General features: G+C 63.7%; 13 protein-coding genes. 10 read left to right on the forward strand and 3 right to left on the reverse strand.

Translation table 11 applies throughout. The features are described from left to right. Nucleotides 1-7: 7 nt before the first annotated feature. From ACF8GF_RS20000 to dacB, 4 genes are all read left to right on the forward strand, one after another. Nucleotides 8-625, forward strand: a complete 618-nt coding sequence (locus ACF8GF_RS20000; RefSeq protein WP_176684423.1) for a response regulator transcription factor — start codon at nt 8-10, stop codon at nt 623-625. A 7-nt stretch (nt 626-632) separates the two neighbouring features. Further along, nucleotides 633-4,265 (forward strand): ATP-binding protein, encoded by a 3,633-nt coding sequence (locus ACF8GF_RS20005; protein ID WP_392488399.1) that lies wholly within the window; start codon nt 633-635, stop codon nt 4,263-4,265. Nucleotides 4,266-4,306: 41 nt separating this feature from the next. Next, a complete protein-coding gene (locus tag ACF8GF_RS20010; RefSeq protein WP_176684425.1) occupies nt 4,307-4,651 on the forward strand; it encodes a YggL family protein in 345 nt (114 codons plus the stop codon). A gap of 201 nt (nt 4,652-4,852) precedes the next feature. After that, nucleotides 4,853-6,307 (forward strand): D-alanyl-D-alanine carboxypeptidase/D-alanyl-D-alanine-endopeptidase, encoded by a 1,455-nt coding sequence (gene dacB, locus ACF8GF_RS20015; RefSeq protein ID WP_392488400.1) that lies wholly within the window; start codon nt 4,853-4,855, stop codon nt 6,305-6,307. 103 nt (nt 6,308-6,410) lie between these two features. Here the strand turns inward: dacB and ACF8GF_RS20020 are convergent, their stop codons facing one another. Together ACF8GF_RS20020 and rlmKL are read right to left on the reverse strand one after the other, a co-directional pair. Next, complete coding sequence (locus tag ACF8GF_RS20020) at nt 6,411-8,801, reverse strand: diguanylate cyclase (protein ID WP_392488401.1); 2,391 nt, start codon at nt 8,799-8,801, stop codon at nt 6,411-6,413. Nucleotides 8,802-8,895: 94 nt separating this feature from the next. Beyond that, on the reverse strand, nt 8,896-11,088 hold the full coding sequence (gene rlmKL / locus ACF8GF_RS20025; RefSeq protein WP_392488402.1) for a bifunctional 23S rRNA (guanine(2069)-N(7))-methyltransferase RlmK/23S rRNA (guanine(2445)-N(2))-methyltransferase RlmL: 2,193 nt from the start codon (nt 11,086-11,088) through the stop codon (nt 8,896-8,898). A gap of 561 nt (nt 11,089-11,649) precedes the next feature. On the opposite strand from rlmKL, the gene rmf reads away from it, so the two are divergent. Then, nucleotides 11,650-11,865 carry a ribosome modulation factor gene (rmf, locus tag ACF8GF_RS20030; protein ID WP_003248687.1) on the forward strand — a complete coding sequence of 72 codons (216 nt, stop codon included), beginning with the start codon at nt 11,650-11,652 and terminating at the stop codon, nt 11,863-11,865. 147 nt (nt 11,866-12,012) lie between these two features. Here rmf and ACF8GF_RS20035 read toward each other — a convergent pair whose 3' ends face one another. Then, nucleotides 12,013-13,035, reverse strand: coding sequence for a quinone-dependent dihydroorotate dehydrogenase (locus ACF8GF_RS20035; protein ID WP_392488403.1), 1,023 nt, complete (start codon nt 13,033-13,035; stop codon nt 12,013-12,015). Between the two features lie 137 nt (nt 13,036-13,172). On the opposite strand from ACF8GF_RS20035, the gene ACF8GF_RS20040 reads away from it, so the two are divergent. From ACF8GF_RS20040 to cobA, 5 genes are all read left to right on the forward strand, one after another. Further along, nucleotides 13,173-14,387 (forward strand): CmpA/NrtA family ABC transporter substrate-binding protein, encoded by a 1,215-nt coding sequence (locus ACF8GF_RS20040; RefSeq protein ID WP_209964588.1) that lies wholly within the window; start codon nt 13,173-13,175, stop codon nt 14,385-14,387. Between the two features lie 14 nt (nt 14,388-14,401). Then, nucleotides 14,402-14,977, forward strand: coding sequence for an ANTAR domain-containing response regulator (locus ACF8GF_RS20045; protein ID WP_176684431.1), 576 nt, complete (start codon nt 14,402-14,404; stop codon nt 14,975-14,977). 183 nt (nt 14,978-15,160) lie between these two features. Beyond that, a complete protein-coding gene (locus ACF8GF_RS20050; protein ID WP_392488404.1) occupies nt 15,161-16,372 on the forward strand; it encodes a nitrate/nitrite transporter in 1,212 nt (403 codons plus the stop codon). Between the two features lie 9 nt (nt 16,373-16,381). Next, nucleotides 16,382-18,052, forward strand: a complete 1,671-nt coding sequence (locus ACF8GF_RS20055; RefSeq protein WP_392460979.1) for a protein kinase — start codon at nt 16,382-16,384, stop codon at nt 18,050-18,052. A gap of 27 nt (nt 18,053-18,079) precedes the next feature. Continuing rightward, nucleotides 18,080-18,820 carry a uroporphyrinogen-III C-methyltransferase gene (gene cobA / locus ACF8GF_RS20060; protein WP_392488405.1) on the forward strand — a complete coding sequence of 247 codons (741 nt, stop codon included), beginning with the start codon at nt 18,080-18,082 and terminating at the stop codon, nt 18,818-18,820. Nucleotides 18,821-18,835: the final 15 nt, after the last annotated feature.

An 18,835-nucleotide genomic window follows, 5' to 3' on the forward strand; every position in this document is an offset into this window, starting at 1 on the left:
GTTGAACATGCACTCCATATTTATCGTTGACGACCACCCGGTCATTCGCCTGGCCGTCCGTATGTTGCTGGAAAACCAGAATTACAAGATTGTCGGCGAGTCGGACAACGGCGTAGACGCCATGCAGATGATCCGCGAGAGCAACCCCGACCTGGTCATCCTGGACATCAGCATCCCCAAGCTAGACGGCCTGGAGGTGCTGGCCCGCTTTCAGAGCATGGCCCTGCCCTTGAAGGTTCTGGTATTGACTGCACAGTCCCCGGCATTGTTTGCGGTACGTTGCATGCACTCGGGCGCAGCAGGTTATGTCTGCAAGCAGGAAGACCTGAGTGAACTGCTCAGCGCAATAAAGGCCGTACTGGCCGGTTATAACTACTTCCCCAGCCAGGCAATAAAAAACAACCAGGCGACCGACAGTGACCTGCAACTTTTCCGCCAGGTAAATGACCGCGAACTGATGGTACTTCAACTCTTCGCCCAAGGCCGCAGCAACAAGGAAATTGCCAAGGGCATGTTCCTCAGCAGCAAGACTGTCAGTACCTACAAGAAACGCCTCATGCACAAGCTGCAAGTCAATACGCTGGTCGACCTGATCGAGATGGCCAAGCGCAACGCGCTGGTCTAACGTGGTCATGGCCCGATCTATCAATCGTCTGCTGCTCGCCCTGCTGCTGTTCAGCGGCGCAGCACAGGCCAGCCACCGCGAAGCCGCTTCCTTTACGTTGATCGCGCGCTCATCGGCCCGACCGGTCCAGCCCGTGCTCACGTCCGAACAACGACAATGGCTCGAAGACCGTCAGGAACTGGTGCTGGGCACCTCGGCACCCGACTATCCGCCGTTCGACATCACCGGTGGCGGCAACGACTACCAGGGCCTGACCGCCGAATATGCAAGCCTGATCGGCAAGGCCTTGCAGTTACCAGTGAGGGTGCTGCGTTTCTCCAGCCGGCAGGCAGCAGTGGAGGCGCTACGACACGGCGATATCGACCTGCTGGGCAGCGCCAATGGCTACGAAGCGGCCAGTGACGGCCTGGTACTGTCGCAGCCCTACGCCGTCGACCAGCCCGTACTGGTAACGCGTGAAGACGAGAACCGGGCGCTGGACATGGACCTTGCCGGCATGCGCCTGAGCATGCTCTACCACTATTTGCCCAGACAGGAAGTCCTCAGCGTCTACCCAAAGGCCGACCTACTGGCCTTCGGTTCTTCCAGCCAGGCACTGAATGCCGTCGCGTTCGGCCAGGCCGACGTGTTCATCGGCGATACCATCTCCACGCACTATCAGCTCAACCGCGGCCATCTGCCCGGCCTGCGCATGGCCAACTTCGGCAAGCACGAGGCCATCGGCTTCGGTTTTGCCTTGCGCCAGCAAGATACCGTGCTGCTGGACCTGGTGAACTCCATCCTGGACAGGCAGAGCCCGGCCATACGCTCCAGTATCTTCAAACGCTGGAGTGCTGGCAGCGACCTGCTGCTGAGCGATCGCCAACTGCAGTTGAGCGAGGCCGAGCAACAGTGGTTGCAGAAGCATCCCGTGATGCGGGTGGCGGCAGATGACGCGGCTGCGCCTCTGTCCTATTTCGATGATTCGGGGCATTTCCGAGGCATCACCGCCGACCTGCTGGAGCTCATTCGCCTGCGCACCGGGTTGCGTTTCGAAGTGCAGCGCGCCAATGGCATTGCCGACATGGTCGCCCGCCTCAAGGATGGCCGGGCTGATGTCATCGCCGCACTGGCCAGTGCCGGGAAAGCAGGGGACGATCTGCAAATCAGCCGCCCCTACCTCGAAAGCGCCTATGTGCTGGTGAACCGCAAGGGCAACAACACACTGAGTTCACTGGAGCAGTTGCAGGGGCATCGCATCGCCATTACCCGCTACAGCACCCTGAACGCCATGCTGTCCCGGGACTATCCAAAGATAAGCTGGGTCGAGACCGAAAGCGCGTTCTACGCCATGGCGTTGCTCAACAGCGGGGCCGTCGATGCGGTGATCACCACCCTGATCGACGCCAACCACGCCTTGGCCAGCAACCCCGAGTTGGTCATCCGCACCTCGGTCGACAGCGAACCCGCCAACTTCGCCATGGCCACCACAGCCCCGTCACCGGCGCTGTTGTCTATCCTCGACAAGGCTTTGCTGAGCATCTCACCGGAGGAGCTGGGGATAATCAACAACCGCTGGCGCGGCTTTGGCAGGCATGAGGATGACAACACCAAAGGCTACAGCCGGCTTGCCCTGCAGGTGGTGCTGGCCACGGCCGTACTTCTGCTGCTGGCCTTGCTCTGGAATGCCCGCCTGCGCCTGCAGATTCGCCAACGCCAGCGCGCCGAACGCGCGCTGAACGACCAACTGGCATTCATGCGCGCCCTGCTCAACGGTACGCCCCACCCCATGTATGTGCGTGACCGCGAGGGTTGCCTGAAAAGTTGCAACTACAGCTACCTTGAAGCGGTGCAGGCCCGCTCCGATCAAGTGATCGGCAGAAAACTGAACGACAGCCTGTTTGCCGATTCCGAGCAGGCCCTGCAGATCCAGGCCGATTACCAGAAAGTCATGGCTGCTGGCTCGCCGCTGATCAAGGACCGTCCATTACGGATCAAGGGCCGGGACCTGACCATCTACCACTGGATCTTGCCGTACCGCGACTCCCTGGGTGAGGTGCAGGGGATCATCGGTGGCTGGATCGACATCAGCGAACGCCGCCAACTGGTCATGGAACTGCGCCAGGCCAAGCAGCAGGCCGACGATGCCAACCGCGCCAAGAGCACGTTCCTGGCAACCATCAGCCACGAAATCCGTACCCCGATGAACGCCGTGATCGGCATGCTGGAACTGGCGGTAAAGCGCGCCGACCAGGGCCGGGTGGACCGCAGCGCGCTGGAACTGGCGCACCATTCGGCCAAAGACCTGCTAGGCCTGATCGGTGACATTCTCGACATCGTACGCATCGAGTCCGGGCACTTGTCCCTGGCCCCGGAGGTGGTCGACCTGGCGGCGCTGGTCGAATCGGTGGGGCGCATGTTCGATGGCCAGGCGCGGCAGAAAGGCCTGGCCCTGGAGGTGCAGATCGCCCCGGCCGCACGCTGCCATGTCCTGCTTGACCCGCTGCGCTTCAAGCAGGTGCTGTCCAACCTGGTGAGCAATGCCATCAAGTTCACCGAGCATGGTCAGGTGCGCATCTGCGTCGGCTTGCTGGATGATGGTACCAGCACACCGGCAGTACTGGAGCTGGAGGTGCGCGACAGTGGCATTGGCATCCACCCCGATGACCTGCTGCGCCTGTTCAACCCGTTCATCCAGGCCAACCCGCACAGCCAGGGCGCCCGTGCAGGTACCGGGCTGGGCCTGGCCATCTGCCGCAACCTGTGCGAAATGATGGGCGGCAGCCTGACCATGAAAAGCCTGGAGGATGTCGGTACCCAGGTACGCCTGAAGATGCCGCTGCAACGGGTTGATGGCGCAGCGCAGCCGACACCGCTGCCCGAGCAGCTCGACGTGCCCGACCCACGGCTGAACGTGCTGGTCATTGATGACCACCCGGCCAACCTGCAACTGATGGCGCAACAACTTGGCTACCTGGGCCTGGAGCACGCCAGCGCCCGCGATGGGCGAGAAGGCCTGGCCGCCTGGCGCACAGGCGAGTTCGATGTACTGGTACTCGACTGCAACATGCCGCACATGAACGGTTACCAGCTGGCGACTGCCGTGCGCGCCGAAGAACGCCATGGCAAGCGGCCACGCTGCACCATCCTCGGCTATACCGCCAACGCACAGCCCGAAGTACGCCGCAAGTGCCTGACCGCCGGCATGGACGACTGCCTGCTCAAGCCCATCAGCCTGAGCACCCTCAGCCAGCGCCTGGCTGGCATTCGCCCGCGCCGCCAGCGCCGCCCCCGCCGCAGGCTGTACCAGCTGGACGGCCTGGCCGCCGTGGTCGGGCCTGACCCGGTCGACCGTCAGCGCTTCCTGGAAGCCTTGCATCAGAGCCTTCAGGCCGACCTGGCCAGCCTGATGGCGCTGCACCCGCAGCATGACAGCGGCGCCATTGCCGAGCAGGCCCACAAGGTGCTCAGCGCCGCGCGGATGCTGGAAGCCCCTGACCTGATGGCGGCCTGTGAAGCCCTCGAGGCCAGCGGCTTGTCCACTGCCCAGGTGCGCCTGCGGCGCCAGGCGCTGGCACGGCATATGTGCCGAGTGGAACGTGCGCTGGCCAAGGAATTGGCCACAAGCACAGACACTCAGGCAGGCAGCCAGCCATGTTAACTGGTAGACTGCGCGGCGTTATTACCTAAGAGGATTGTTTCATGGCCACAAACCGCTCCCGTCGTCTGCGCAAGAAGCTGTGTGTCGACGAGTTTCAGGAATTGGGCTTCGAGCTGAACCTGGAATTCAAGGAAGATCTGGACGACCAGGCAATCGATGCTTTCCTCGACGCGTTCCTGGAAGAAGCCATGGACGCCAACGGCCTGGATTATGTAGGCGGTGACGATTTCGGCCTGGTGTGCTCGGTCAAGCGCGGCTCGGTCAGCGAAGAACAGCGCGCTGCCGTTGAGGCCTGGCTGAAGGGCCGTGGCGAACTGACCAAGGTCGAAGTCAGCCCGCTGCTGGACGCCTGGTACCCGGAAAAGCCGATCAACAAGGCTGAGTGATACTTGTCAGCTTCGGGCTGAGAAGGTTGACTGCTGAAAAGGCCACCCCATTCGGGTGGCCTTTTTATTGACGATGCTTTTCCGTCGAACGTGACGCATCGCGGCTGCGCTTGGGGCATAATGCGTACTGTTTACGTCGTGGGGCCATCATCTCTTACAGCCCCAAAGCCCTTTTCCCTCGCCGCAGGGTATTCGCTCACTATGATCAAAATGCTTCGTCCCCTCGTTCTTGCCGGCCTGCTGTTGCCGCTTGCCTTGCCCAGCCACGCCGCCGTCAATACCACCCTGCCTGCCAAAGTGCAGCAGGCGCTCAAGGCCAACAAACTGCAGGACACAGCGCTGTCGCTGGTGATGCTGCCGCTGGACGGCCCCGGCACCCCGACCGTATTCAATGCCGATGTGTCGGTGAACCCGGCGTCGACCATGAAACTGGTTACCACCTACGCCGCCCTCGAGCTGCTTGGCCCGACCTTCCAGTGGAAAACCGAGTTCTACACTGACGGCACCCTGAACAACGGCGTGCTTAACGGCAACCTCTACCTTAAAGGTGGCGGTGACCCCAAACTGAACATGGAAAAGCTGTGGCTGCTGATGCGTGACCTGCGCGCCAATGGCGTGCGCACCGTCACCGGTGACCTGGTACTGGACCGCAGCCACTTCGTGCAACCCAACCTGCCGCAGTTCAACGACGACGGCGGTGATGAGAACAAGCCGTTCCTGGTCAAGCCCGACTCGCTGCTGGTCAACCTCAAGGCCCTGCGTTTCGTGGCCCGCAATGACGGTGGCAAAGTCACCGTCGCAGTCGAGCCGCCTATTGCCCGCATCCGCATCGACAACCAGGTCAAGGCGGTAGCCTCGAAGAAATGCACCGGTGATGTGCGCTACAACCCGGTGCCTCAGGCCGACGGCATCAGTGTAACGGTCAGCGGCCAACTGGGTGACGGCTGCAACTCGCAAACCTACCTGTCGCTGCTCGACCACCCAACCTACGCCGCCGGTGCCGTGCGCGCGATCTGGAGCGAACTGGGTGGCAACATCCAGGGTGGCGACCGCATCGAGAATGTGCCCAAGAGCGCTCGCCTGCTGGCCCGCGCCTTCTCGCCCGACCTGGTGGAAGTGATCCGCGACATCAACAAGTACAGCAACAACACCATGGCCCAGCAGCTGTTCCTAAGCCTTGGCGCGCAGTTCCGCACCGATGCCGATGGCGACGACGGCCGTGCTGCCCAACGCGTGGTACGCCAATGGCTGGCGAAAAAGGGCATTACCGCGCCGCATCTGGTGATGGAAAACGGCTCTGGCCTGTCGCGTGCCGAACGGGTCAGTACCCGGGAAATGGCCGAGATGCTCAAAGCCGCCTGGAAGAGCCCTTACGCGGCCGAGTTCATGAGCTCGATGCCGCTGGTGGGCATGGACGGCACGATGCGCAAGCGTCTCAAGCGCACTGCGATGACCGGTGAAGGCCATATCAAGACCGGCACACTGAACACTGTGCGTGCGATTGCCGGCTTCAGCCGTGACCGCAACGGGCATACCTGGGCGGTGGCGGCGATCCTCAACGATCCGAAACCGTGGGGAGCCTCGCAGGTGCTGGACCAGGTGTTGCTTGACCTGTATCGCCAGCCGAAGCTGGCTGGCAGCACAGCGTCCAACTGACTCCACCGGCATTACCCGGGCCGGCTTCCGCGGTCGACGCGGGAGCGGCCTTGCGTCGCGCAAGGGCCGCAAAGCGGCCCCTACGCCGACCGCGCGCACTGTTTTATACCGGCTCTCCCTCCACCCGGTCCCGGCCGGCCTGTTTGGCCGCGTACACGCCGGCATCGGCGCGCAACAGCAAGGCATCGGCGCCCTCGCCCGACCGCCACTGCGCCACACCAAAGCTCGCGGTCACCTGGCCCACACCTTCCACCGGCACATTGCGCACCCCTTGCCACAACTCCAACGCCAGCAGCCGCGCCTGGTCGACATCACTGCCCGGGCAAAGCACCATGAACTCTTCCCCGCCCAAGCGGCAGAACACATCGGTACGGCGTAGACGCTGACCGATGCGCTGGCACAGGCTGCGCAACACCCGGTCGCCGACGGCATGACCGAAACGGTCGTTGATGCGCTTGAAGTGATCGATGTCGAGCATGATCACCGACAGTGCCAAGCCATCGCGCTGGGCCCGTTCCAGTTCGATCTTGAGCCGCTCCTGGAAGTAGCGACGGTTATGGATTCCGGTCAGCGAGTCGGTGACCGACAGCGCCCGCAACTCTTCCTCCACGCCCTTCAGGTCGGAGATGTCTGTCAGGTAGCCATGCCACAGGGTGCAGCCCTGCTCGCCCACTTCCGGCGTTGCCTCGCCACGCACCCAGCGCAGCCCCGCCCGTGGCAGGCAGACACGATACTCCTCGCGCCAGGGTGACAGGTGTTCGGCCGAATAGCGCACCGAGCGGCGCACACGCTCCAGGTCATCAGGGTGGATACGTTCGAACACCGCCGCGGCATCCTCACGCAACTGCATCAGGTCGACCTCGTAAATGTCATACAGGCCCATGCTGGCGTATGGAAAGCACGAATGGCCATTGGCGTCCAGGCGGTATTGGTAGATGCCGCCCGGCACCTCGGCGCTGAGCTTTTCCAGCAACCGGTCACGTGCAGCCAACGCCTCATGCACCCGGCACCGCTCGGTAACGTCAATGCAGATGGCCAGGTAGCCAACCCACAACCCCTGTTCGTCGAGCATGGCAGTCACCAGCATGTTGGCGACCAGCTGGCTGCCATCGGCACGTAGCAAGGTCCACTCGCCGGGCTCGGCCCCGTGCGCCTGCACCGTTTCAGCGAACATCGCCTGGCCGCCAGCAATGGCGCGGCCAAAGCGCAAGCTCAAGGCCTGGGCACGCAGGTTGAGCTCCTCCGGCAGTACCAGGTCTTCAAGGCGCAACCGGCCGATCGCTTCGCTGGCCGCGTAACCGAGCATGCGTTCGGCACCGGCGTTGAACGTGCTGACCACCCCTTTGAGGTTGGTGGCGATGATCGCCACCTGGGTCGCGGCATCCAGCACACTGCGCAGTTGGTTGTGGGTGCCACGCAACGACTGCTCGCTGACCTGCAACTCTGCAGTACGCTGCGCCACCAGGGCCAGGGCGCGCTGACGCTGGCTGAACAGGCTGTAGAGCAGCACGCTGAGCAACAAGCTCAACAATCCGCCCAACAAACCGACCGCCAGCACTGCCGAGGAGCGGTTCCACTGCACGAACGCCTGGCTCGGTTGAATGCTCAGCTGGAAATGGTGATCGGCCAGGCGCAACAACTGATTGCTGGCCAGGGCCAAGGGCGCGACCGGATTTTGCGAATCGAACATCACGACCGGGCCTTGTAACCCAGACGGGTCCGTGATGCGCACGACAAGGTTGTCATCAGCCGCGACCGGCCGACCGTCGCCGACCAGCTCGCGCATGCTCAGCAAGGCCACCACATAACCGGCTGCCGCACCGCGAGGATCGGCATCGGAAAATACCGGCGCCACCATCAGCAGGCCGCGCTCTGCCGAGCGGGAATCGAACAGGGCCAATGGCTCGGACACCGCCATGCTGCCCGGCCCCAGCGCCCGCGCCAGGGCCGCCTGGGGCCCGCTTTGACCAGCGAGGTCCAGGCCATAAGGCAACCCAGGCCGTTCGCCCGATTGGGTATAGAGCACCGGAAAGTAATGGTCGCGCTGCGACGCCGGGCGCCATTGGCCTTGCGCGTCCTGGTCACGGATCACATAGCCTGGGCCGGTATGGGCACTGGCCAGACGCTCGAATTCGGCGCGTTGCACAGCCTCGACGCGGGGCGCCCAGGCATAGGCCAGGGTGCGTTGCAGCAATGGCCGAGCATAGCCTTCGAATTCGCGCGGGGTGATTTCGTTGGAAAAGCTGAAAAACCGCCGAAGCCCATCCAGGCGCTGCTGCTGTTCGTCAAAGCGCTCGGCAATACGGCTGAAGCGCTCGCTGGCCAGCAACTCGAAGCGCTGGCGCAGCTGCTGCTTGTAGAAGGTGTGCGCGGCAAATGCCAAGACAGCGGTCAACAAGCCGCCGGCCACCAGTGCGATCAGCGCCATCACCCAGGCGGACGCCCTCTCTGTGCACAAGCCAAGCAACCGCGCACGCACGCCACACTTTGACATACACCCATCTCGTCACGTCAGCGTCCTGCGGATTATCTTGCCCTGCCCTCAGTTATAGCTATTGGCCATTAGCCGCGCAATGTACCTCGTCGCCTCACCGAAGCTGCATACGCCAGGCGCGATGGATACGGTTATTACGGGCGAAGTCCGGGTCCAGGGTCTGGGCGCTGATTTCTTCTACCACGTACCGCGCCATCAGGTGTTCGTCCAACTGGAACTTGCGGAAGTTGTTGGAGAAATACAGCACGCCACCCGGCGCCAGACGGGCCATGGCCAGGTCCAGCAGTTGCACATGATCACGCTGCACGTCGAATACGCCTTCCATACGCTTGGAGTTGGAGAAGGTTGGCGGGTCGATGAAGATCAGGTCGTAGCTGTCACGGTTGCCTTCCAGCCAGGCCATTACATCGCTCTGCTCCAGGCGGTTGCGCTCGGAATAGCCATTGAGCGCCAGGTTGCGCCGTGCCCAGTCCAGGTAGGTTTTCGACAGGTCGACGCTGGTGGTGCTGCGCGCACCGCCCTTGGCCGCGTGCACGGTGGCCGTGGCGGTGTAGCAGAACAGGTTGAGGAAGCGCTTGCCAGCGGCCTCGCGCTGGATGCGCATACGCATCGGGCGGTGGTCGAGGAACAGGCCGGTATCCAGGTAGTCGGTGAGGTTGACCAGCAGCTTGACGCCACCTTCGTTCACCTCCTGGAAGCGGCCCTCGGTAGCCTGACGTTCGTACTGGCGCGTACCGCTTTGCCGCTCGCGACGCTTGAGCACTACACGCTGCGGCGAAATGCCCAGCGCCTGCGGGATGGCCGCCAGTGCATCGAGCAGACGCGCCTGAGCCTTGTCCGGGTCGACCGAACGTGGCGCGGCGTATTCCTGCACGTGTACCCAGTCCTGGTACAGGTCGACCGCCAAGGCATATTCGGGCATGTCGGCATCGTACAGGCGGTAGCAGTCGACCTGCTCGCGACGGGCCCACTTGCCCAGTTGCTTGAGGTTCTTCTGCAGGCGGTTGGCGAACATCTGCGCCCCTTCCGACAGCCGCGCTGGCTCACTGGCCTGCGGCGCCTGCTGACGTGTTTCGCTGCCTTCAGGCTGCGCTTCGCGGCGTTCACCCGTGACGAACTGGTCAGGCTGCACCTTGAACAGCAGTAGCTTGCATGGCAATGCGCCGTTCCAGAACGCGTACTGCTTGTGGCTACGAATGCCCATGCGCTTGCCCAGTTGCGGCGCGCCGGTGAATACCGCTGCTTCCCAGCCCATGCAGGCCTGGCGCAGGCGCTCGCCCAGATTCTGGTAGAGGTACAGCAGGCTGGCTTCGTCACCCAGACGCTCACCGTAGGGCGGGTTGCTGATGACCAGGCCTTTCTGGTTCTGGTCCGGGCGTGGCTCGAAGGTGCTGACTTCGCCTTGGTAGATCTTCACCCAGTCGCCCAAGCCGGCACGCTCGACGTTGTTGCGACCCGGCTGGATCAGCCGCGGGTCAGCCTCGTAGCCACGGATCCACAATGGTGGCTTGGCCAGGCCGGCCTGCGCGCGCGCCTGAGCCTCGTCATGCACCTTGCGCCACAGCGCCGGCACATGGCCGAGCCAGGCGCTGAAGCCCCAGCGTTCGCGCTTGAGGTTGGGGGCGATATCGGCGGCGATCATCGCGGCCTCGACCAGGAAGGTACCCACACCGCACATCGGGTCGGCCAGGGCACCACCTTCGGCCGCGATACGCGGCCAGCCAGCACGGATCAGCACCGCTGCCGCCAGGTTTTCCTTCAGCGGCGCGGCACCTTGCTGCAGGCGGTAGCCACGCTGGTGCAGGCTGTGCCCGGACAGGTCGAGGGACAGAATGGCCTCGCCGCGGTCCAGGCGCAGGTGCACACGCACGTCAGGGTCGATCTTTTCCACGGACGGGCGCAGGCCTTCACGGTTACGCAGCTTGTCGACGATGGCATCCTTGACCTTCAGCGCACCGAAGTGGGTATTGTCGATGCCGGAGCCATGGCCGCTGAACTCCACAGCCAGGGTGCCGTCGGCTGCCAGGTGGTCGGCCCAGTCAACCGCGTGCACACCGTCGTAAAGGTCGTCGGCGTTCTTCATCGAGAAGCGCTTGAGCACCAGCAATACGCGGTTGGCCAGCCGCGACCAGACACACAGGCGGTAGGCAGTTTCCATGTCGGCGGCGCCGCGAATGGCCGAGGTGTGCTCGCGCACCTCGTCAAGGCCGAGGCTTTTGGCCTCTTCGGCGAGCAGGCTTTCAAGGCCTTTGGGACAGGTGAGGTAAAGTTCGAAACGGTCCGACATGAGTATTCCAGCGCCTTGGGCTATTTGACTGACGGGGCGACGCATCGCCCCGCGATGTTTGCCCGTACACCTTTCCAGCAGGCGTGCGGGTGGCCTTCTGCGGCACACAACGTGCGGCAGAAAAGCCGGGCCGCCTGACCGATCCGTGCTTGGCCCAGTGGCAAAGACAGCTTAGATCATCAGGCAGTACGAGAAATTCTGGCGATCTGCGGGCCGATGTGACCCTTCGTCGCATTTCAAATTATTTCTGTCATCCGCATCAACGCTGGCGAAATGACGTCAAAGAACGGCAAAACCCGATCAATACGGGGCTAAACAGCAAACAAGGTTGAGTCGCATTTATTTACTTATCCCCTCACCCTTGGAAAGGTTACGTGCTTATGACAAATCGGTCATTCACACCGTGACTCGCATTCGATAGAACTGGTCTCAGGCCACTTCGCAACGAGGCGGCACTTTCAGCTCGCCACGCCGGCAGCGAGCGCAAACCGGCAGAACGACTCTGCCCGGCCTCGGAGAGGCCGACGGGACATTACAGTCAACAAGTGAGGGCAACACCCTATGAGAAGACTTAAGCGTGATCCGTTGGAAAGAGCATATTCACGTGGTTACCAATACGGGGTCACCGGCAAATCCCGCGAACTTTGCCCCTTCAATCTTCCTTCTGTTCGCCAAGCCTGGATCAACGGCTGGCGTGAAGGTCGCGGTGATAACTGGGACGGAATGACTGGCACCGCTGGCATCCATAGACTCAACGAAAATCACGCCGTTGGCTGAACGAGGACACTGAATTCGATTTACCATGCACGCCCCATCCGGGCGGCGGGCGAAGGCCCAGGGGCCCCTTGAAGGGGCCCTTTTTTATGCCTTGGAAAATCTCATCAGCTGTACCCACACTGTCCCTGCTGGGGCGGGCTTGTCAGGTCACCGCGGCATTGCCGCGATAGCATCCACCGCTTCGCGAATCAGCGCCGGCCCCTTGTAAATGAAGCCCGAGTAGATCTGCACCAGGCTCGCCCCGGCCGCGATCTTATCGGCAGCATGGCGGCCTTCGGTAATGCCACCGGCGGCAATGATCGGCAACTTGCCGCCCAGCTCACCTGCCAGCACCTTGACGATATGAGTGCTTTTCTCCAGCACCGGTGCGCCCGAAAGGCCACCCGCCTCGCCACCGTACGGCAATGTTTCGACACCTTCACGGCCCAGCGTGGTGTTGGTGGCGATCACCGCATCCATGCCCGACTCCATCAGCGCGGCGGCCACCAGCGCCGTTTCTTCGTCGCTCATGTCCGGCGCAATCTTGATTGCCAGCGGCACGCGCTTGCCATGTGTACCGGCCAGTTGCTCGCGGCGCTCGGCCAGGGCGTCGAGCAACTGCTTGAGCGAGTCCCCGAACTGCAGGCTGCGCAGGCCCGGGGTATTTGGCGAGCTGACATTGACCGTGATGTAGCTGGCGGCGGTGTAGACCTTGTCCAGGCAGATCAGGTAGTCATCGACGGCACGCTCGACCGGTGTATCGAAGTTCTTGCCGATGTTGATGCCCAGTACCCCCTTGTAGCGCGAAGCGCGTACGCGCTCGAGCAGGTGATCAACGCCCAGGTTGTTGAAGCCCATGCGGTTGATGATGGCCGTGGCTTCCGGCAGACGGAACAACCGCGGCTTGGGGTTGCCAGGCTGCGGACGCGGGGTGACAGTGCCGATTTCGACAAAACCGAAGCCCAACTGGGCGAAGCCGTCGATGGCCGCGCCGTTCTTGTCCAGGCCGGCTGCGAGCCCCACCGGGTTGGCGAAGTTCAAGCCCATGACCGAAACCGTCAATGATGCCGGTTGCTTGCACAGCATGCCGTTGAGGCCCATACGGCCACCGGCGCCGATCAGGTCCAGGGACAGGTCGTGGGAAGTTTCCGGGGAAAGCTTGAACAGCAGCTGGCGGGCCAGGGTATACATGGGCGGGCAAGGCTCAGGGTGAGTGAGGGGGCGATTATAGCCAGCGAGGAGCTGGCAGGACAGCAAATCGTGGAGCGCTTGGCACATCGGTTGCACCCTTTCAGCCCACAGCCTTATCAGTAAGGGCGAGGACTCTTGTGAACACTGTACCCCGAGCAACGCCCCTGGCCTGGGTCAACGGCAGCGACGCGCCGGAAAAAACCAGCCTGAACATCGGCTACATGGCCCTGACCGACTGCGCTTCGGTAGTGGTCGCCGCCACCCAGGGCTTCGCCCAGCAGCACGGCCTTACCCTCAACCTCAAGCGCCAAGGCTCGTGGGCCGGGCTGCGCGACAAGCTGGTCAGCGGCGAACTGGACGCCGCGCACTGCCTGTATGGCCTGGTCTACGCCGTGCACCTGGGCATTGGCGGCGTACCTGCCAACGACATGGCCGTGCTCATGGGGCTGAACCAGAACGCCCAGGCTATCAACCTGTCCCCTGCCCTGCAGCGCAAGGGCGTGACCAACCCTGAGGCACTGGCACGCCTGGTGCACCAGCATGGCGCGCGCCTGACGTTCGCCCAGACCTTCCCCACCGGCACCCACGCCATGTGGCTGTATTACTGGCTGGCCAGCCACGGCATCCACCCGCTGCGCGACGTCGACAGCGTCGTGGTGCCACCGGCGCAGATGGCTGCACACCTTCAAGCCGGGCGCATTGACGGCTTCTGCGTCGGTGAGCCCTGGGCCGCCGACGCCGTGGCCACAGGCCAAGGCTTCACCCTGGCCACCAGCCAGTCGATCTGGCCGGATCACCCGGAAAAGGTCCTGGCCTGCACACGCGCCTTTGCCGGGCAATATCCCAACAGCGCCCGTGCGCTGATCAAGGCGATCCTCACCGCCAGCCGGTTCATCGAGCAAAGCCCGGAAAACCGCCGCAGCACCGCGCAACTGCTGAGCGCAAGCGCCTACCTGGACACCCCGCTGGACAGCATAGCCCCCCGCCTGCTCGGCCACTATGAGGATGGCCTGGGCAATGAGTGGCAAGACCCACACGCCCTGCGCCTGTTCGACCAAGGCCGGGCCAACCTGCCCTACCTGTCCGACGGCATGTGGTTCATGACCCAGTTCCGCCGCTGGGGCCTGCTGCGCGAAGACCCCGACTACCTCGGCGTGGCCCGGCAGGTCCAGCAACTGCAGTTGTACAGCGAGGCCGCACAGAGCCTGGGCATCGCTTGCCCGGACCAACCGATGCGCAGCAGCCTGCTGATCGATGGCTCCCGCTGGGACGGCAGCGACCCCTTCGGCTATGCCCGCAGTTTCAGCTTGCATGCCTTGGGCGACCTGCCCGATGCCCGTGTCGGCGCGTGAGGGGGGGGACGAACATGTTGCGCATCCTGCTGATCGACGATACCCAGAGCAAGCTTGGTCGTCTCAGGGCGGCGTTGAGTGAGGCCGGCTTCGAGGTCATCGAAGCCCCGGACCTGACCATCGACCTTCCCGCCTGCGTCGAAACGGTGCGCCCGGACGTGGTGCTGATCGATACCGACTCACCAGACCGCGATGTGATGGAACAGGTGGTGCTGGTCAGCCGTGACCAGCCCAGGCCCATCGTGTTGTTCACCGACGAGCACGACCCCGGGATGATGCGCCAGGCGATTCAGGCAGGGGTCAGCGCCTATATCGTCGAGGGCATCCACGCTGCGCGGCTGCAGCCGATCCTGGATGTGGCCATGGCCCGCTTCGAAAGCGACCAGGCACTCAAGGCGCAGTTGCTGGCGCGCGATCAGCAATTGGCCGAACGCAAGCGCATCGAGCAAGCCAAGGGATTGCTGATGAAGATGAAGGATTGCAACGAAGAGCAGGCCTATACCCTGATGCGTCGCCAGGCCATGAGCCGGCAGCAGAAGCTGATCCAGGTGGCCGAACAGATCATTGCCATGCATGAGATGCTCGGCTGACGCGCTGAAAATCTCTTGCCGGCCGCGCCAGAAGTTGGCCCATCTCTTGCTCGACAAATCGTACCGGTAGCCAACGGCGGTTACCCCACTTGAATCCCGACAAAGACGTCGCTCGCCCCTCCACCTCGTGGAGCGGGTGGCGACGTCTTTTTCGTTCCGTTGTACTACCGAGTGAGGTGTTCGATGAGTACCAGCTTCTGGAAATCCGGGCATGTGCCCACGCTGTTCGCCGCGTTTCTGTACTTCGACCTCAGCTTCATGGTCTGGTACCTGCTGGGCCCGCTGGCGGTGCAGATTGCTGCCGACCTGCAACTGAGCGCACAACAACGGGGCCTGATGGTCGCCACGCCGATCCTGGCCGGGGCGCTCCTGCGGTTTGCCTTGGGCGTTCTGGTCGACCGCCTGTCGCCCAAGACTGCCGGCCTGATCGCCCAGGTGGTGGTTATCGTCGCCCTGGCTGCGGCCTGGCACCTTGGCGTGCACAGCTATGAACAGGCACTGCTGCTAGGCGTGTTCCTGGGCTTTGCCGGTGCTTCCTTCGCCGTCTCGCTGCCGCTGGCCTCGCAGTGGTACCCGCCACAGCACCAGGGCAAGGCCATGGGCATCGCCGGCGCGGGCAACTCCGGCACGGTGTTCGCTGCCTTGCTGGCACCGGCACTGGCAGCGGCCTTTGGCTGGAACAATGTATTCGGCTTTGCCTTGATCCCGCTGTCACTGGCGCTGGTGGTGTTCGCCCTGCTGGCGCGCAATGCCCCACAACGGCCCAAGCCGAAAGCCATGGCCGACTACCTCAAGGCACTGGGCGACCGTGACAGCTGGTGGTTCATGTTCTTCTACAGCGTCACCTTCGGCGGCTTCATCGGCCTGGCCAGCGCCCTGCCCGGCTACTTCAGCGACCAATACGGCCTGAGCCCGGTCACCGCCGGCTACTACACCGCCGCTTGCGTGTTCGCCGGCAGCCTGATGCGCCCGCTCGGCGGCGCCCTGGCTGACCGTTTTGGCGGCATCCGCACCCTGCTGGGCATGTACGGCGTGGCCGCCATCTGCATTGCCGCAGTCGGTTTCAACCTGCCCTCTGCCGCGGCCGCACTGGCGCTGTTCGTCAGCGCCATGCTCGGCCTGGGGGCGGGCAATGGCGCGGTATTCCAACTGGTACCGCAACGCTTCCGCCAAGAGATCGGGGTAATGACCGGCCTGATCGGCATGGCCGGCGGCATCGGCGGCTTCCTGTTGGCGGCCGGGCTGGGCACCATCAAACAGCACACCGGTGACTACCAGATGGGGTTGTGGCTGTTCGCCAGCCTGGGCCTGCTGGCCTGGTTCGGCCTGCACGGTGTGAAACAGCGCTGGCGCACCACCTGGGGCTCGACTGCAGTCACCGCAGCGCGGGTCTGAGGCACGCCGATGAGTCTGCAACTGAGCTTTGCCCAGGCCAGCGCCACCGGGCCGCGCGAGGAAAACCAGGACGCCCTGCGCCTGGTCACGCCGGCACCAGAGCTGGCCGCCAGCAAAGGCTACCTGTTCGCCTTGGCCGACGGCGTAAGCCAATGTGCCGATGGCGGCCTCGCGGCGCGGGCCAGCCTGCAGGCACTGGCTCTGGATTACTACGCCACCCCAGCCACCTGGAGCGTGGCCCAGGCCCTCGACCGCCTGCTGCTGGCGCAGAACCGCTGGTTGCGCGCCCAGGGCAGCGGCCAGCCGTTGCTGACCACGCTTAGCGCGCTGGTGTTGCGCGGCAGGCGCTTTACCCTGGCCCATGTCGGCGACTGCCGGGTGTACCGCTGGCACGAGGGGCACCTGCAATGCCTGAGCGAAGACCATGTATGGGACCAACCGGGCATGCAGCATGTACTGAAACGGGCGCTGGGCCTGGACCAGCACCTGCTGGTGGATTATCTGGAGGGCGAGCTGCAAGCGGGCGAGTGCTTCCTGCTGCTCAGCGACGGGGTCTGGGCCAGCCTGGGCGAACAACACATACAGGCCGTGCTGCGCGAGCAAACTGACCTGCAACTGGCCGCCGACACCTTGGTGGCCAGCGCCCACTTCAACGGTAGCAAGGACAACGCCAGCGCCTTGCTGGTGCAAGTCGAACAACTGGGCACGGCCAACCTGGGCGATACCCTGGCGCAACTGCAACAGTGGCCAGTGCCCGGCCCCCTGCGCGAGGGCCAGGTGATCGACGGCTGGCAGGTCGAAACACTGCACGCGCACAGCCGCCAGTCCTTGCTGTACAAAGTACGCGATAGCAAGACCCAGCCTTGGCTGCTCAAGACCCTCCCCACTGCACGCGAACAGGAGCCGGGGGCGGCCCAAGGGCTGTTGCTGGAAGAGTGGTTTCTGCGCCGCATCGCCGGCCGGCACTTCCCCGAGCTACACACCGCCAGTCAGCGCCAGCACCTGTACTACGTAATGCGCGAATATCCCGGCCAAAACCTGGCGGCGTTACTGGCCGAACAAGGCCCGCTGCCCCTGCCGCAATGGCTGGAGGTCGCCCGGCAACTGCTGCAGGCAGTCGGCGTGCTGCATCGGCGCAACTTGCTGCACCGCGATATCAAGCCAGACAACCTGCACCTGGGCCGCGATGGGCAACTGCGCCTGCTGGACTTCGGCCTGGCCTATTGCCCGGGCCTGTCCGAAGACCCGCTGCACGAGCTGCCCGGCACGCCCTCGTACATCGCCCCGGAAGCATTCGATGGCCACCCGCCCAGCCCGCGTCAGGACTTGTATGCAGTCGGCGTAACCCTGTACCACCTGCTGACCGGACACTACCCGTACGGCGAGGTCGAGGCCTTTCAGCGCCCGCGCTTCGGCCAGCCGGTCAACGCCGCGCGCTACCGACCCGACCTGCCGGAATGGCTGCAGCACAATCTGCTGCAGGCTGTGGCGAGCGACCCGGCGCAGCGCTTCGAAACCGCCGAACACTGGTTGCTGCTGCTCGAGCGCGGCGACCGCCAGGATCTGCCCAGCCGACCACGGCCGCTGCTGGAACGCGAGCCGCTGAAGGTGTGGCGCACCCTGGCCCTGCTGTCGTTGCTGATCAACCTGATACTGCTGTTCACCCTGCTCAAGGGCTGACCGCACCTTGCCGATGAGGAAACCCTGATGAATGCAAAAGTATGGCTGGTCGGTGCCGGCCCTGGCGACCCTGAACTGATCACCCTCAAGGCAGTGCGTGCGTTGCAGCAAGCCGCCGTGGTCATGGTCGACGACCTCGTCAACCCGGCAGTGCTTGAGCATTGCCCGCAGGCCCGGGTGATGACCGTGGGCAAGCGCGGCGGTTGCCGCTCTACACCGCAAGCGTTCATACAGCGCCTGATGCTGCGCCACGCGCGACAGGGTCGTTGCGTGGTGCGACTCAAGGGCGGCGACCCTTGCATCTTTGGCCGTGGCGGTGAAGAGGCGCTGTGGTTGCAGGGGCATGGCATCGAGGTAGAGGTGATCAACGGCATCACCGCCGGCCTTGCCGGGGCCACCCAATGTGGGATTCCCCTGACTTCACGGGGTGTGAGCCGAGGGGTGACGCTGGTGACGGCGCACACACAGGACGATAGCGAGCTGAACTGGGCGGCCTTGGCTCAGGGCGGAACAACGCTGGTGGTATACATGGGGGTGGCGCGGCTGGAGCAGGTGCGCCAGGGATTGCTGGCGGGAGGCATGGCGCCGGGGATGCCGGTGGCGATGATCGAAAATGCCTCGTTGCCGCAGCAGCGGGAGTGCAGAAGCGATGTGCAGGGAATGGTGGAAGCTGCGAGCGGGTTTGGCTTACGTAGCCCGGCGATCTTGGTGATTGGGGAGGTGGTCGGAGAGCAACTGGCTCCGGGGCGCATCGCAATCGCAGGCTGACCTGGGGCAGCCTTT

The sequence above is a fragment of the Pseudomonas sp. yb_5 genome (assembly GCF_043103865.1).
In the GTDB taxonomy this organism is placed as follows: domain Bacteria; phylum Pseudomonadota; class Gammaproteobacteria; order Pseudomonadales; family Pseudomonadaceae; genus Aquipseudomonas; species Aquipseudomonas putida_Y.